The organism is Bacillus sp. FSL W8-0640 (assembly GCF_038007725.1).
In the GTDB taxonomy this organism is placed as follows: Bacteria; Bacillota; Bacilli; order Bacillales; family Bacillaceae_G; genus Bacillus_A; species Bacillus_A cereus.
Window position 1 is genome coordinate 1,584,501 of record NZ_JBBOXT010000001.1, and the last position, 14,849, is coordinate 1,599,349.

Consider the following 14,849-nt stretch of genomic DNA (forward strand, 5'->3'; position numbering starts at 1 on the left):
CAACGATGTTAGATGAAATCTCCTCCAAAGAAAAAGCTGCCATCCTTATTCGTACATTAGAAGAAGGGGTGGCAGCAAAAGTCATAGAATATATGACAGCTGAGGAAAAAGAAGTATTACTTCGTGAAATCGCAAAGTTTCGTGTATACAAACCAGAAACATTAGAAAATGTACTAGGAGAGTTCTTATATGAACTAAATGTAAAAGAATTGAACTTAGTCACTCCAGATAAAGAATACATTCGTCGCATATTTAAAAACATGCCAGAAGACGAACTGGAAAAATTATTGGAAGATCTTTGGTATAACAAAGATAATCCGTTTGAGTTCTTAAATTCACTTACAGATTTAGAGCCACTTCTTACAGTGCTTAATGATGAGTCACCACAAACAATTGCAATTATCGCTTCTTATATTAAACCGCAACTTGCGTCTCAATTAATTGAGAGATTGCCAGATCATAAGCGCGTTGAAACGGTAATGGGTATAGCGAAACTAGAACAAGTTGATGGTGAGTTAATTAATCAAATTGGTGAGTTGTTAAAATCGAAATTAAATAATATGGCATTTAGTGCAATTAATAAAACTGATGGCTTGAAAACAATCGTAAATATTTTAAATAATGTTTCACGAGGTGTTGAAAAAACAGTCTTTCAAAAGCTGGATGAAGTCGATTATGAGTTATCTGAGAAAATTAAAGAAAATATGTTTGTCTTTGAAGACTTACTTGGTCTTGAAGATCTTGCGCTTCGCCGTGTATTAGAAGAAATTACAGATAACGGTGTTCTTGCGAAAGCACTTAAAATTGCAAAAGAAGAAATTAAAGAGAAATTATTTACATGTATGTCTTCAAACCGTAAAGAGATGATTCTAGAAGAATTAGATGGCTTAGGACCGCTTAAGATGACGGATGCTGAAAAAGCGCAGCAAACGATCACTGGTACAGTGAAAAAGCTAGAGAAAGAAGGAAGAATTATCGTTCAAAGAGGTGAAGAGGATGTCCTTATTTAAAAACAGAATTCCGAAGAATTCTGTTTCTTTTTCTGAAGAAACGTATGAATTACAATTTCCAAAACCAGCTTCAGTTCAAATAGAAGAGGAAGAATTACAAGCTGATCATGCAGAACTTCGCGCCCAGCAAGAATCGTTACATATGGAAATGAATCAGCTAAGGCAAGAGAAGCAAATGCTAGAACGAGAGCGGCAGCAGTTATTACAAGATAAAGAACAATTTCAAATGCATATTCATGAGCAAATGGAACAGATGGAAGCAGCGCGTGTGCAATTTCAAAAAGAACAACAAGAAACAGCATATGAATGGACAGAGTTATTATGGGATCAATCATTTCATTTAGCAGAAAAAATCGTGAATCAAGCGGTAGATTCACGATTGCTTGATGTGTTACCTATTTTAACTGGCATCGTGCAAACATTGCCAACTTCGTTTGAAAAATTAATCATTACAGTACATCCAGAAACGTTTGAACGTATTCAAGAAGAGAAGGAGAATACGAAAGAATATTGGTTACTACAATTAGTAGAATGGAAATATGATTTCTCCCTGCAATTTGGTGAATTTGTTCTGGAAGAAGAGAAAGAGTTCTTTGAATTTAAATTTGCACCTATATTTGCGAAACTTCGTCAGAAATGGGAAGAAGAGAAGTTATTTGAGGAGCAAAATGTATGAGCCGCCTGTTAATGAATGAGAACGAAAAATGGAATAAGTTCATTGAAACACCGCTGTATACGAAAGTAGGCAAAGTTCATAGTGTACAAGAACAGTTTTTCGTAGCAAAAGGGCCGAAAGCGAAGATTGGAGATGTTTGCTTCGTTGGAGAACATAACGTCTTATGTGAAGTGATTGCCATTGAAAAAGAAAATAATATGCTACTTCCATTTGAACAGACAGAAAAAGTATGTTATGGAGATTCAGTGACATTAGTTTCAGAAGATGTTGTTGTACCACGTGGTAATCACTTGCTCGGAAAAGTGTTAAGTGCAAATGGTGAAGTGTTAAATGAGGAAGCTGAAAACATTCCATTACAGAAAATAAAACTAGATGCACCGCCTATACATGCATTTGAACGTGAAGAGATTACCGATGTATTTGAAACAGGAATAAAATCAATTGATTCTATGCTAACAATTGGTATCGGTCAAAAGATTGGTATTTTTGCTGGGTCAGGTGTTGGTAAATCAACTTTACTTGGAATGATAGCAAAAAATGCAAAAGCTGATATAAACGTTATTAGTTTAGTAGGGGAACGTGGTCGGGAAGTAAAAGACTTTATTCGAAAAGAGTTAGGCGAGGAAGGTATGCGAAAAAGCGTCGTTGTTGTAGCGACGTCAGATGAAAGTCATCTTATGCAACTTCGTGCAGCGAAACTCGCAACGTCTATTGCTGAATACTTCCGTGATCAAGGTAATAACGTATTACTTATGATGGACTCTGTTACTCGTTTTGCCGATGCACGAAGAAGTGTTGATATTGCTGTTAAAGAGTTACCGATTGGTGGTAAAACACTGTTAATGGAAAGTTATATGAAGAAGTTGTTAGAGCGTTCCGGAAAAACACAAAAGGGATCTATAACAGGTATTTATACGGTGCTTGTTGATGGGGACGATTTAAATGGTCCTGTACCAGATTTAGCACGTGGTATTTTAGATGGACATATCGTATTAAAGCGTGAGCTTGCAACGCTTAGTCATTATCCTGCAATTTCAGTATTAGATTCAGTAAGTAGGATTATGGAAGAAATTGTTTCGCCACATCATTGGCAACTTGCAAATGAAATGAGAAAGATTTTATCAATTTATAAAGAAAATGAATTGTATTTTAAGCTAGGAACGATTCAAGAAAATGAAGAAAATGCTTATATTTTTGAATGTAAAAATAAAGTAGAAGGCATAAATACATTTTTAAAGCAAGGTCGATCGGATAGTTTCCAATTTGATGATATCGTTGAAGCGATACAGCATATAGTATAAGGCCTCTGCCCAAGAGGTCTTATTTTTTTGTTTTTTAATATTTCACAGATTTTTTTGGAAAAAAACTATATAATAGAAAAAGAGAACGTTATAATAGAAAGGGGCTATGAAAACAGGTGGATAAACAGCAGTACGACACAATAAAATTGCAAATAAACCAAGAAAAAGAACATATTTTAAAAGAAGTGTATGAATTAACAGCTGAAAAAAGAAAAATAGAACAAAAAAAGAATATGATTTATATGTTGTGAAATCGCGTAGTAAAGTCGTACAAACTGGGCAACGTATTATGGCTGGCATGCTTTCTTCACATACGTTTTCACCTGAAAGAATAGAAGAATGGAATCGAAAAATTAAAAAAACGGAAGGTTTTATTCAAAAAAATGAAAGCCTTTTAGAGCAAGTAAAAGAAAAAGAACGTGTCATTGATGAGATGTATCAAGAAGATTGCAAAAAGCTTGCGAAAGAACAAGAAAAGCTGGAAGAAAAAATGCTTCTGGATTTGAAAATGTGTATGAATGGATGAGGTGAATGTAGTGATACAGTCTGTATTACCGGTGCAACAAAGTTTACCTCCGCAAAAAGAAAAAGGGCTAGAAGTACAATCAAAAAATGAAGATTCTTCATTCGATCGTACGATGAGAATGGAAAATAAAAAACAGCCGCAAACGGAGAAAACGAAACGAGAAGAAGCACCAAAAGAAGAGAGAAAAGATTATATTCTTTCTAAAAAATTGGCAACAAAAGAAGAACCTATTGTAAAGAAAGAAGAAAAAAGAGACAGAACAGTTGTTATTAGCTGTATCTGAGCAAATGATTGCAATTGAGCAATTACATGTGCAGCCGGAATTGTTATATCAATACATACAAAAAATACAAGAGCTATATAAAGAATATGGCAATATTAAACTTAGTGAATTACCGGCAGCTGAATTACAACAATTACAAGAACTTCTTTCAAATATGAATATCAAAAATGCTATATGTTTAGAAGATACAATGCAAATGGTATTGGACAAAATGAAGATGCCAGAGCAAGCGATGCAAGCATTGAAGGCTGTAGAAACAGAAACTTGTAATATTGCAAAGGGACAGGAAGAGTTTAAAGACGTAGATCTTCCGAAACTTGAGAGCGATGATACAAAGGTAGAGTTGCCTGAGGTTGATGCATTAAACGATTCGAGCTCTGCAGGTGCAGAATTATTAAATAAAACGACGAGTACCGAACAAGTAGGGAAATCAAATAGTGGTGCTGAGAAAGTTTCATTACCTGACTTAGGAAAGAAAATGGAAGCGCAAGTAGAAGCGTTGCAAAAATTTGTAGTGAAACAAGAACGTGTTTTATTCCAGTTAAATCCAGAAAAACTTGGTACATTAACAGTGTTTATGAAAAAACACGGAGATCAAATTGACGTTCACGTAGAAATGGAAAAACACGATGCGAAAAAACGTGTTGAAATCATTTTTGATGAATTGAGATTAAAGTTAAAAGAAAAAGAAATCAATATTCAAATTAGCTATTCAGATAAAGATGAAAATCGCAAAGAACAGCGAGAACAAGACCAAAGGCAAAAACAGAAATTAGCAAATACAAATCATGAAAAACAACAATCAACAGAATTTGCGGGATTATTGGAGGAATAAAGCGTGCCAACAGTTGGATTAAATACAACGAGTACAAATCATATTCCGTTACAAGCAGGAGCGCAAAAAAGTAATGTACCTGTTAATGGTGTACAATCGCCAGTGCAACAAAGTAATGGAGTTTCAGCAGGAGCGCAAAAGACTCCTGGGGTAATGGGGAAAGATGATTTCTTAAAATTGTTTTTATCAAGTTTCCAACATCAAGATCCATTTAATGCGATGGATATGAATCAAATGATGAATCAGACAGCGCAGTTATCTCTTATGGAACAAGTACAGAATATGACGAAAGCAGTAGATAAGCTGCAATCAACGATGTATTCAACAGCACTTGATGGTGGAATGAAGTTTTTAGGGAAATACGTAAGAGGTGTTGACGGTGACGGAAACAAAGTAACCGGTCAAGTAGAAACGGTTCGTCTTGCGGAAAATAACGATGTACAGCTCGTTATTAATAATAAAGTTGTCTCTCTTCGTTTCGTTGAGAGAGTGTCTGATAAACCGATTGGGGAAACGAACCCAGAAGACGCAAAGAAAGACGATCAAAAAGTAACTGAAGAAGTAAAAACTACAAATTTATAAGGAGTGTCCATACGTTATGATTAAAGCGTTATATACAAGTATTACAGGGATGAATGCAACACAAAATGCATTAAGTGTAACTTCAAATAATATTGCCAATGCACAAACAGTAGGTTATAAAAAACAAAAAGCAATGTTTGATGATTTACTATATAACAATTCGATTGGTGCAAAAGGTGACGGTAAATACGCAGGAACGAATCCGAAAAGTATTGGTAACGGTGTGAAAATGAGTGGTACTGTTACGGATTATAGTGATGGTACAATTACGTTAACAGGTGGCAAAACACAAGCCGCAATGGAAGGTAATGGTTTCTTCGTTGTAGGTGATTCAAAAGGCGGAAATATGGAATTTACTCGTAAAGGTACGTTTGGGATATCTTCAGATTACTATATTACGAATACTGAAGGTCAATACGTGTTTGCATACCCTGCAAATGAGGCAACTGGTGAAGTTGATTTATCTGGAATTCCAGGACCGTTGCAAATTCCAATGGGAACAGCAATTGGTGGTATTCGAACATCGAAAGGGACAATTAAAGGGAATATTCCAACTGGTGAAAAACAAATTACACAAGATTTACCTGTATATGATAATGCGGGGAATACATGGACAATGCGTGTAGAGTTTAAACAAACGAGTGAACATAACTATACATATAAAGTACAAATGCGCAATGACTCGAAAAAAGAAACAGAGTTTAAAGATGTTCCAGGTGCAGGTGGTAATATGACATTTGATGCTGTTGGAAATCCAAATCCGAAAGAGCAAGGAGCCAATATTCCATTTGATGGCGGTTCTATAAAATTAGACTTAAGCCATTTAACAAATCATCCAACAGATAAAACATTATCAGTAACAGACGTAGATGGTAGAGCAGCAGCGACGGTTAAAGATTGCCTCATTGCTGACGGTGGATACGTAATGGTAAAATATTCTGATGGAAGTATGAAATCTGCAGGTCAATTAGCTGTTGCAATGTTCCCGAACGAAGGCGGACTAATGAAAACAGGTAATGGTAACTATACAGCAACGAATACAACAGGTATTTTAGCTCTTGGTACATCTGGTCAAAACGGTGCAGGTAAAGTACGCGGTGGTGCACAAGAAGGTGCTAACGTAGATTTATCTGTAGAATTCGTTGACTTAATGTTATACCAACGCGGATTCCAAGGAAATGCGAAAGTAATTAAAGTTTCAGATGAAGTATTAAATGAAGTTGTAAACTTAATTCGATAATATATCGCATGGAAAAAATGTAATGGAGTAGAAAGGGTTTTTTATTCGTATGACAAGACAAGAGCGAATTTTACAATTGCCTTTTTTCGAAAATAAACGTGAACTTGCCGAGCAAGTATTAAAAATAGAACGAGAAGAGCATGTATATTTACCAGATCAATTTGAAATTAAGCAAGTGCCTCCGTATTCATTTGGCGAAAAACAAGCAATCATTGGCCGTATCCATGAGTTTTATTTCATAAGTGTTGGTAGCGATAGTGTTTGGAAGTATCAACTGTTTAAGGATGAGATGAAGTGTCGTGAGTTTTTTGTTATGTTGCCAAATATTACGGATCAGCAGATAGCGTTTTGGTTTAATAACATAGAGTTATTGAAAAGTTCTTAAAAAATCTAAAAAGCTCTTTTTAGGGTTGACGAGAGGACCCAGCGTTGTTTTTGAGCGGTTAGTGCCTAATAGGGCCTCGACTGGTGTGTAAGGACAAAGGTATGGAGAGTTACTAGGGTAGTATAAGAAGAGGTAAGCAAAGTTTAGTGTGGATAAACAGTTATGGTCCAGAAGAGCTCCTAGTTGTAAGAATAGAGCTATGGAGGCGTACTGAGATAGTTGGGGATGAGATAATCATTTCATAGTAGGACAGTGCCTACTGGATAGTATGTGACAATAGATTTTTATAAAAGGAGAGGTGAGGAGGATGGCGCAAAATAAGTATCGCGTTACATTCATTTCGCCGAGTGAGGTTGAGCAGCGGACTGTAATGGCGGCGAATAGTTTGCCAGATTTAATTCGTAAAGTAGAAAGTATTATCGCAGATCCAAACGGTTATTTTGTGAATGATAAAAAAAATAATTGTTATTTTAAAGTGATTAAAGAAAATGTTACGTTTATTCAATATGAGTTACTATTTTCGGATAAGGAAATTCATATTGAAAAATTAAAACATATAGCACCGGTAGTATTAAAGCGATTATTCGAAAAAATAAATGACCCGGAATTATATGCACTTGCGCTACTTGATGTTGATATAGCAACGAAAGAATATGTGCTAGCAGAAATGAATTCTGAACTGAGAATAAGAGTAGAGACAGAGCTTTCGAAAAAATGGGAAGCAATGCCGACGGAAATTGTAGGTGCACAAGAAGTTTTATTAGAGGCACTTGCTTCGTTTATACAAGATTAATTGTTTTTTTATAAAATGAATCGTTCGACTATCTATATTTTTTATATAGGTAGTTGACTTTTTCTCTTTTATAAAGCTTAATAATTAGATATACGGAATTAATGGAAGGGGAGCGACACCTTTATGTCACAAGCACAAAGTATTTTATTAGAAAGCGGAACAAATGAATTAGAGATTGTTACGTACACTGTTGGTGAAAACCTATTTAGTATTAATGTAATGAAAGTACGTGAAATCATTAATCCATTCCCTGTTACAACTGTGCCAGAATCTCATCATGCAGTTGAAGGTGTTGTTCAAGTACGTGGTGAAATTTTACCTGTTATTAACTTAGCGATGGCTCTTAATTTAAAGTCAACAAAGCCACTTGATCAAACGAAATTTATCATCTCAGAATTAAACCAAATGAAAGTTATTTTCCGCGTTGATGAAGTGCATCGTATTCAACGTATTTCGTGGGAACAAATTGATGAACCAGCTTCATTATCTATGGGACTAGAAGAAACGACATCTGGTATTGTAAAACTAGATGGAAAAATCATCTTACTATTAGATTATGAAAAAATTGTATGTGAAATTAGCGGCACTGGTTATGACAATAAATCAATTGCAGGATTAGAACAAAAAACAGATCGAGCTGAAAAAGTAATTTACATTGCGGAAGATTCAGCGATGCTTCGCCAAATATTAGAAGAAACATTATCATCAGCTGGATATACAAAAATGAACTTCTTCAGCAATGGTGCAGAAGCGTTAGCGCAAATTGAAAAATTAGCGAAAGAGCAAGGCGAAAAAATGTTTGAGCATATTCACTTGCTAATTACGGATATTGAAATGCCAAAAATGGATGGACATCATTTAACGAAAGTGGTTAAGGATAGTGAAGTAATGAATCGTTTACCAGTCATTATTTTCTCTTCATTAATTACAAATGAATTATTCCATAAAGGTGAAGCTGTAGGAGCAAATGCTCAAGTAAGTAAGCCAGATATTCAAGAGCTAATTGGTTTAGTTGATAAGTTAGTGTTGTAAGAAAAGTACTTTTTTAGCTGGAATAGAGGAACTAGCTATGTGTGGCAGCGGTCAGTGCCTAATAGAGACCCATGCGATGTAAGACCAGAGATATGGAGTGTTTTTTAGGTAAATGGGACGAGATAGCCGCCGAGATAGCTTTAGAAGAAGCGAGACTTCGATTGAGGTTTTGAAGACTGGGTTTATAACTCTATTTTGTTAGAGAGAGGAAGGAATTAGCCATGTGTAGTATTGGCTAGTTCCTTTTTAGTATTATATACTTTAAATTGGTAGAAAAATGAAAGGTTTCTTGGGTGTTTGTCGCTGTATGTGTGAATAATCTTTATTTAGAGATTTTTGATTTAAAAATATAAGTGAACGTATTTTTTTGATTACTTGAGTAACATTTCGTGGTAACGCAAATTTTTTCGGTGAAAAAACATTCAAAATACCATATAATATAATTAAATGTAATTAATATGCAATTTTACATATTAATAAAAAAACATTTTCCAAATTTTTATACTTTCTATACATTTTTGTATGTTAATTATTTGACAGATAATTTCGAACTGTTATAATATGGATATGTAAAAATTGCTATTTTCTTAAAAGACATGGGAGTCAGATGAGAATTGTGAAAGGATGAGGGGGAGTGGCACAGATTATGTATCACCACACAGCAATTAATGTATTAGGTCTTTTACAAAACATGTCAAATAATAAAATGAACGATATGCAACTAGAAGCGGAATTAAAAAAAATAGAAAAAGAATTCCAAGTAAAGTATGAAGAGTTAGTTGATTTACATAATAGAATGGTATTATTTCAAATAGATATAGAAAAAAATGGCGGGATGCGAGCATATGAAAAATCAGCAATTACATGGCTGAAGTCTGAACTAGAGCTACTGTATGAAGTGTATCAATTTTGTCAACGTCACGGGTTAAACATTTTAAATATTTCAAAATACGTAAGTAAAAATGAACTAAACCTTTTTCCAAAAACAGAAAGTCAATTGCAAAATACGTATTATAAATTGAAAAAACGTGAAATACCGTTTGAAAATATTGAAAAACAAAAACCAGGACGAAAGCGAAAATATATACCAGTAAAAGAGACAATCGTTGCAAGAAAACAAGAAAACGAGTACGAATTAAAAGAAGAAATCCAGCATAAAGAGGATGAAAAAAATCTTGTAACAGTTATATCTGGTATCGTTGATAACTTTGAAACAATTAATCAATGTAGTGAAAGGAAAGAAGACGAACTACATCAGTTTATGGAAGGTATTTATAAGCTTTCTAGCATGGCAGCAGGGCGTTCTAGAGAAGCAAAGAATACACGTAGTCTAGAAGGTGAATTGCAGTCGTTACAACTAGAAAATGAAAGGCTAAAACGAGAGAAAGAAGAGCTTGTACAAGATATTAAAGGCATGACGCAGCTTTTAATTCATTTCATTACAAGTTCTGATATTGATCAAATTCGTAAATTACCAACTTTCGTACAAGATTGTAAAATGGAATTACATAAACTAGGGCTATATAATGCACAAGACGGAAAAATGAAAATAATGGTTGACCGTAGCGGACAAGTTATGACGGTAACACAGTAATAAAATTTGGGTACAAAATAAAAGGGAGATACATAGTTTATATGTATTTCCCTTTTGTTTTGTATGGAATCGTTCCAAAGATGGAAGATTCATTTTTAAGATTGTAGTAGTTTAGAGACCATTTTCGGAATTTGGTTCGCTTGTGAAACCATACTAATTGCAACTTCAGTCAATAATTTGAACTTTAAAAAATCACTCATCTCCTGCGCCATTTCTGCATCTTCAATTCGAGATGCAGCATCTGTTAACGCCATACTTTGGCTATTTAAATTTTCAATATTAAACTGTAAACGATTTATCATTGCACCAAGGTCGGCACGATGAAGTGACACACTTTGCAAAGCCTCTTCAATTTTAAGGAGCGCCGCTCTGGCTTCTTGTTCTGTTGAAATCTTGATGTCGTGTTGTGTAGGGGAAGGGGGAATATGTTTCGTCATATTTATCGTATGATCGATATCGTCTAATGTAATAGGGCGGTTTTGACCGTCAAATACAGATAAATCATTAAACTCAGTCGTCTCGCCAATATAGCCAATTTGTTCTGTTAAAGACTGAAACTCTTTATTCAGCGAATGACAGTTTTTATTTGAATTTGTACCGTTTGAGGATTGAACGGCCAAATCACGCATACGCTGTAAAATATTCGTCACAGTTTGAAGGGCAGCTTCGGCCGTGCGAAGCATCGATATTGCATCCTCATTATTACGAATCGCCACGCGCATACCACTTGCTCTCGCATGCATACGAGTCACAATTGCAACATTAGCGGGATTATCAGAAGCATGGTTTAACTTCTTACCAGTCGCCAAATGCTCCATTACAACATTCATACGCTTTTCATTCTCATACAACGACTGCCTAGCATTCATACTTAAAACATTCGTACCAATACGCATAATAGACACTCCTTATAGATTGATATAGTCAGTGTTCTAAAGCTAATAAACGGTTATGAAGAGAAAAAGAGACTTATGCTCACTTTATCTTTTTGTTTTCATACACGGAACGAGAATAAAATAGGCCCTGACCGCTACTAAATATGGCTAGAGCTTCTCTTTAAGCTAAAAAAATCTTTCAATCTATCTATATAGAAAAAATAAACCTCTCTGCAAGCAGAGAGGTTTATTCAGGAAACTAACTCAAATGGCTTATTGTAATAATTTAGAAACCATTTGTGGAGTTTGGTTTGCTTGAGAAAGCATGCTGATACCAGCTTCGTTCAAGATTTTGAACTTAGTCATTTCAGACATTTCTTTCGCCATGTCAGCGTCTTCGATTTGAGAAGCAGCTGAAGCCATAGAAGAAGATTGGCTCTTAAGGTTGTTTACGTTAAAGTCAAGACGGTTTAATGTAGCACCTAGAGTTGCACGGTTGTCGGCAACTGTTGTTAGAGCTTTATCAATTGCTTTAACAGCTTCTAAAGCATTATCTTTTTCAGCTGCATCTGTTGCTTTAGGAAGTACAGCTGCTTTTAAAGCAGCTTTAATATCATCTACGCCAGCTGCAGTATCATCTGCTGCACCTGTTTTAAATCCTTTAAGAGCATCTTCAATACCTTTAACTTGTGTAGCGTCCATACTCCCTTTGATGTTATTAAGAGCATCTTTAATAGCTGTAACATCAGCATCCTTAGAATCTTTTGTTAAGTCAGCAATTCCTTTAGTAACTGCGTCAATGTCTTTTTGTTCAATTTTAGTACCAGCACCAGCACCAGCACCAGCAACAGCACCAATAGAAATTTTATCAATTCCTAATTTTTCAAGAGTAACTGCTTTTAAATTAATACCAATTTGTTGTTCAGAACTACTTGAATCAAGTGTTTGAATCTTAACTTCGCTATCTTCTTTTAATAAGTTCTTATCATTAAATTGAGTGTTGTCTGCAATGTAAGTGATTTGTTTTTGTAATTCATCAAATTCTTTTTGTAGTGCAGATTTGTTTGAATCAGTATTCGTACCGTTAGCTGATTGGTTAGCGATGTCACGCATACGAAGTAAGATGTTAGATACTGAGTTCATTGCTGAATCAGCTGTACGGATTAATGACATACCGTCTTGTGTGTTGTTAGCTGCTACATTTAGACCGCTTTCACGTGCACGCATACGAGTTGCGATTGCAAGACCAGCAGCATCGTCAGAAGCGTTGTTGATACGTTTACCGCTTGATAAACGATCCATAGAATTGCTCATTTTTGATTGGTTTTGACGCATGTATTCTTGCGTACGTAAACTGTTAATGTTTGTATTAATTCTCATAATTAAGAACCCCCATTTTTTTATATTGACTTTTCTGCAAATTGAAAAACGGTAATATGCGAAAAAATCAATTTCGAGATTTATTGTAATCCCTGTCATAGCGGCTGTCAACTAAAAATTCGAATTAATAAATATAAAAAAATAACAGTTTAACAATATATTCATTTTTTTATTACATAATTATTAAAAGGATTATTGCAAACTTTAAAAAAAACTCTAATATTAGATTATCTTTGTTTACCGAAAAGGTGATATTATGATAGTTGGAAATATAGTAAAAGAAGTGCTTGCATATAAGAAAGGGCAAATTCAGCAAAAGCTAAGTAGTCCACAAGCATTTGTTAGTAGTCGTTTTCAAGAGAAGTTGCAGAGTGAACCTGCGAAGGAGACGAAGGCTACTACGCAGCCGGCAAAAGTAGAAGATATGAGTCAGCCGGTACAATCTACGAAAATAGAAGCGGTTGTTAATAAACCGGCAGAAACTATTAATAAAGTAGAGGAAGCGAGTAAGCTTGAAGAAAAGGTTGAAACGAAGAAAGCAGATGAAGTGCAAGTTGCGCAAAAAGAGTTTGAACGACGTTTCCCAGAAACGAAAAATGAGGCTGCTGATACGTGGGAATTAACGAAGAAGTATAATATTCAAAAAATACGTTCTTCCAATGAAGGGAAGTATGAGGATATTATTGATCGTGTAAGTCGTACATATGGAATTCCGAAAACGTTAATTCAAAAAATGATTGAAGTAGAGTCTAATTTTAATCCGAAAACGGTGTCACATGCCGGTGCGATGGGACTTATGCAGCTTATGCCAGCGAATGTCAAGGAGATGGGTGTGAAGAATCCCTTTTCACCAGCTGAAAGTATTGAAGGTGGCGTGAAAGAGTTAAGCGGTTATTTAAAGAAAAATAACGGCGACTTAGTATTGGCACTTGCTTCTTATAATGCTGGTCCTGGGAATGTGAGAAAGTACGGAGGCGTACCGCCATTTAAAGAAACGCAAGGATATATTAAAAAAATATTAAATATCGACGTTTCAAAATAAGAAGTTTCATATATAGAGAGAACATGAAATTTTCGTGAACATGATATGGGAGTTGGCTAGATTTGAAATTACAAGATGATATTCCGTTAACAATTTATTTTGAAATCGGAAATACGAAAAAGAAAATTGAAGATCTGCTTCATATTACGAAAGGTACATTGTATCGTCTTGAAAATTCAACGAAAAATACGGTGCGTCTTATGCTTGAGAATGAAGAGATTGGAACCGGAAAGATTTTGACGAAGAATGGAAAGATGTACGTTGAAATCGTTGAATTGAAAAGGTAGGGAAGGGGATTGTCATGAGTGGCGAAAAATTAAGCCAAGAGCAAATTGATGCCCTGCTGAAGGCGGTAAATGAAGGCGAGGAAATGCCAGCTTTCGCACAAGAAGCAGGAAAGCAAGAGAAATTTCAAGAGTATGATTTTAATAGACCAGAGAAGTTCGGTGTTGAGCATTTACGTAGTTTGCAAGCGATTGCTTCTACGTTTGGGAAACAGACGTCACAGACGTTATCAGCGCGTATGCGTATTCCAATTGAACTAGAGCCTTCAACGGTTGAGCAAGTTCCATTTACGAGTGAGTATGTGGAGAAAATGCCGAAAGATTATTATTTATATTGTGTAATTGATCTCGGTTTACCAGAGCTTGGAGAAATTGTTATTGAGATTGATTTAGCATTCGTTATTTATATTCATGAATGTTGGCTTGGCGGAGATAGTAAGCGTAACTTTACGATGCGCAGACCGTTAACAGCATTTGAGTTTTTAACGCTTGATAATATATTCTTGCTTCTTTGTAAAAATTTAGAGCAATCATTTGAAAGTGTTGTTGCCATTGAACCGAAATTTGTAACGACGGAAACAGATCCGAATGCATTAAAGATTACGACAGCGAGCGATATCATTTCATTACTTAACGTAAATATGAAAACAGATTTTTGGAATACGACGGTGCGTATCGGGATTCCATTCTTATCTGTTGAAGAAATTATGGATAAGTTAACGTCTGAAAATATTGTCGAACATTCTTCAGACAAGCGTAAAAAGTATACGTCTGAAGTGGAAATGAAAGTAAATCAAGTGTACAAACCTGTTCACGTTGCAATTGGTGAGCAGAAAATGACAATGAGTGAGATTGAACAAATTGAAGAAGGCGATATTATTCCGCTTCATACGAAAGTTTCGGATGAATTACTTGGTTATGTAGATGGAAAGCATAAATTTAATTGTTTTATTGGAAAAGATGGAACGCGTAAGGCGCTCCTATTTAAAAGTTTTGTAGAGTAGGAGGATC

The 14,849-nt window shown here is 35.2% G+C and carries 14 protein-coding genes and 2 pseudogenes; 14 read left to right on the forward strand and 2 right to left on the reverse strand.

Annotation, left to right across the window (positions count from 1 at the left end; all coding sequences use genetic code 11):
• Positions 1–5 precede the first annotated feature (5 nt).
• The 11 genes and pseudogenes from fliG (at position 6) to N2V80_RS08355 (ending at position 10,257) form a co-directional block, all read left to right on the forward strand.
• On the forward strand, positions 6–1,010 hold the full coding sequence (gene fliG / locus N2V80_RS08305) for a flagellar motor switch protein FliG (protein WP_000883364.1): 1,005 nt from the start codon (positions 6–8) through the stop codon (positions 1,008–1,010).
• Positions 997–1,686, forward strand: coding sequence for a FliH/SctL family protein (locus N2V80_RS08310; RefSeq protein ID WP_000051691.1), 690 nt, complete (start codon positions 997–999; stop codon positions 1,684–1,686). The genes fliG and N2V80_RS08310 overlap by 14 nt, the downstream gene beginning before the upstream one ends.
• On the forward strand, positions 1,683–2,987 hold the full coding sequence (fliI, locus tag N2V80_RS08315; RefSeq protein ID WP_000088693.1) for a flagellar protein export ATPase FliI: 1,305 nt from the start codon (positions 1,683–1,685) through the stop codon (positions 2,985–2,987). The genes N2V80_RS08310 and fliI overlap by 4 nt, the downstream gene beginning before the upstream one ends.
• A gap of 116 nt (positions 2,988–3,103) precedes the next feature.
• Positions 3,104–3,513: pseudogene (locus tag N2V80_RS08320) on the forward strand (cytoplasmic protein).
• A gap of 10 nt (positions 3,514–3,523) precedes the next feature.
• A pseudogene (locus N2V80_RS08325) lies at positions 3,524–4,631 on the forward strand (flagellar hook-length control protein FliK).
• A 3-nt stretch (positions 4,632–4,634) separates the two neighbouring features.
• On the forward strand, positions 4,635–5,213 hold the full coding sequence (locus N2V80_RS08330) for a flagellar hook assembly protein FlgD (RefSeq protein ID WP_001143461.1): 579 nt from the start codon (positions 4,635–4,637) through the stop codon (positions 5,211–5,213).
• A 16-nt stretch (positions 5,214–5,229) separates the two neighbouring features.
• On the forward strand, positions 5,230–6,453 hold the full coding sequence (locus N2V80_RS08335) for a flagellar hook protein FlgE (RefSeq protein ID WP_000588322.1): 1,224 nt from the start codon (positions 5,230–5,232) through the stop codon (positions 6,451–6,453).
• A gap of 49 nt (positions 6,454–6,502) precedes the next feature.
• The gene (locus tag N2V80_RS08340; protein WP_000198167.1) at positions 6,503–6,838 is read left to right on the forward strand and encodes a DUF3964 family protein; all 336 of its coding nucleotides are present in this window, start codon (positions 6,503–6,505) and stop codon (positions 6,836–6,838) included.
• Positions 6,839–7,145: 307 nt separating this feature from the next.
• Positions 7,146–7,631, forward strand: coding sequence for a hypothetical protein (locus N2V80_RS08345; RefSeq protein ID WP_000068301.1), 486 nt, complete (start codon positions 7,146–7,148; stop codon positions 7,629–7,631).
• 123 nt (positions 7,632–7,754) lie between these two features.
• Positions 7,755–8,663 carry a chemotaxis protein gene (locus N2V80_RS08350; protein ID WP_000075943.1) on the forward strand — a complete coding sequence of 303 codons (909 nt, stop codon included), beginning with the start codon at positions 7,755–7,757 and terminating at the stop codon, positions 8,661–8,663.
• A 646-nt stretch (positions 8,664–9,309) separates the two neighbouring features.
• Positions 9,310–10,257, forward strand: coding sequence for a DNA-binding domain-containing protein (locus N2V80_RS08355; protein WP_000274675.1), 948 nt, complete (start codon positions 9,310–9,312; stop codon positions 10,255–10,257).
• A gap of 95 nt (positions 10,258–10,352) precedes the next feature.
• Here N2V80_RS08355 and N2V80_RS08360 read toward each other — a convergent pair whose 3' ends face one another.
• Together N2V80_RS08360 and N2V80_RS08365 are read right to left on the reverse strand one after the other, a co-directional pair.
• The gene (locus tag N2V80_RS08360) at positions 10,353–11,153 is read right to left on the reverse strand and encodes a flagellin N-terminal helical domain-containing protein (protein WP_061655905.1); all 801 of its coding nucleotides are present in this window, start codon (positions 11,151–11,153) and stop codon (positions 10,353–10,355) included.
• Positions 11,154–11,405: 252 nt separating this feature from the next.
• Positions 11,406–12,512 carry a flagellin N-terminal helical domain-containing protein gene (locus N2V80_RS08365; protein WP_061655904.1) on the reverse strand — a complete coding sequence of 369 codons (1,107 nt, stop codon included), beginning with the start codon at positions 12,510–12,512 and terminating at the stop codon, positions 11,406–11,408.
• Positions 12,513–12,768: 256 nt separating this feature from the next.
• Between N2V80_RS08365 and N2V80_RS08370 the strand changes: the two genes are divergently transcribed.
• From N2V80_RS08370 to fliM, 3 genes are all read left to right on the forward strand, one after another.
• Positions 12,769–13,554: a lytic transglycosylase domain-containing protein gene (locus N2V80_RS08370; RefSeq protein ID WP_061655903.1), complete on the forward strand. Its 786-nt coding sequence runs from the start codon at positions 12,769–12,771 to the stop codon at positions 13,552–13,554.
• A 62-nt stretch (positions 13,555–13,616) separates the two neighbouring features.
• Complete coding sequence (locus tag N2V80_RS08375; protein ID WP_000775712.1) at positions 13,617–13,841, forward strand: flagellar motor switch protein FliN; 225 nt, start codon at positions 13,617–13,619, stop codon at positions 13,839–13,841.
• 14 nt (positions 13,842–13,855) lie between these two features.
• Positions 13,856–14,842, forward strand: coding sequence for a flagellar motor switch protein FliM (gene fliM, locus N2V80_RS08380; RefSeq protein WP_000012356.1), 987 nt, complete (start codon positions 13,856–13,858; stop codon positions 14,840–14,842).
• Positions 14,843–14,849: the final 7 nt, after the last annotated feature.

Excerpts from the sequence above, each read along its gene's own strand:
- fliI (WP_000088693.1), top strand. The coding sequence starts at position 1,683 with ATGAGCCGCCTGTTAATGAATGAGAACGAAAAATGGAATAAGTTCATT.
- N2V80_RS08345 (WP_000068301.1), top strand. The coding sequence starts at position 7,146 with ATGGCGCAAAATAAGTATCGCGTTACATTCATTTCGCCGAGTGAGGTT.
- N2V80_RS08355 (WP_000274675.1), top strand. The coding sequence starts at position 9,310 with ATGTATCACCACACAGCAATTAATGTATTAGGTCTTTTACAAAACATG.
- fliG (WP_000883364.1), top strand. The coding sequence starts at position 6 with ATGTTAGATGAAATCTCCTCCAAAGAAAAAGCTGCCATCCTTATTCGT.
- N2V80_RS08350 (WP_000075943.1), top strand. The coding sequence starts at position 7,755 with ATGTCACAAGCACAAAGTATTTTATTAGAAAGCGGAACAAATGAATTA.
- N2V80_RS08335 (WP_000588322.1), top strand. The coding sequence starts at position 5,230 with ATGATTAAAGCGTTATATACAAGTATTACAGGGATGAATGCAACACAA.
- N2V80_RS08360 (WP_061655905.1), bottom strand. The coding sequence starts at position 11,153 with ATGCGTATTGGTACGAATGTTTTAAGTATGAATGCTAGGCAGTCGTTG.
- fliM (WP_000012356.1), top strand. The coding sequence starts at position 13,856 with ATGAGTGGCGAAAAATTAAGCCAAGAGCAAATTGATGCCCTGCTGAAG.
- N2V80_RS08365 (WP_061655904.1), bottom strand. The coding sequence starts at position 12,512 with ATGAGAATTAATACAAACATTAACAGTTTACGTACGCAAGAATACATG.
- N2V80_RS08340 (WP_000198167.1), top strand. The coding sequence starts at position 6,503 with ATGACAAGACAAGAGCGAATTTTACAATTGCCTTTTTTCGAAAATAAA.
- N2V80_RS08370 (WP_061655903.1), top strand. The coding sequence starts at position 12,769 with ATGATAGTTGGAAATATAGTAAAAGAAGTGCTTGCATATAAGAAAGGG.
- N2V80_RS08310 (WP_000051691.1), top strand. The coding sequence starts at position 997 with ATGTCCTTATTTAAAAACAGAATTCCGAAGAATTCTGTTTCTTTTTCT.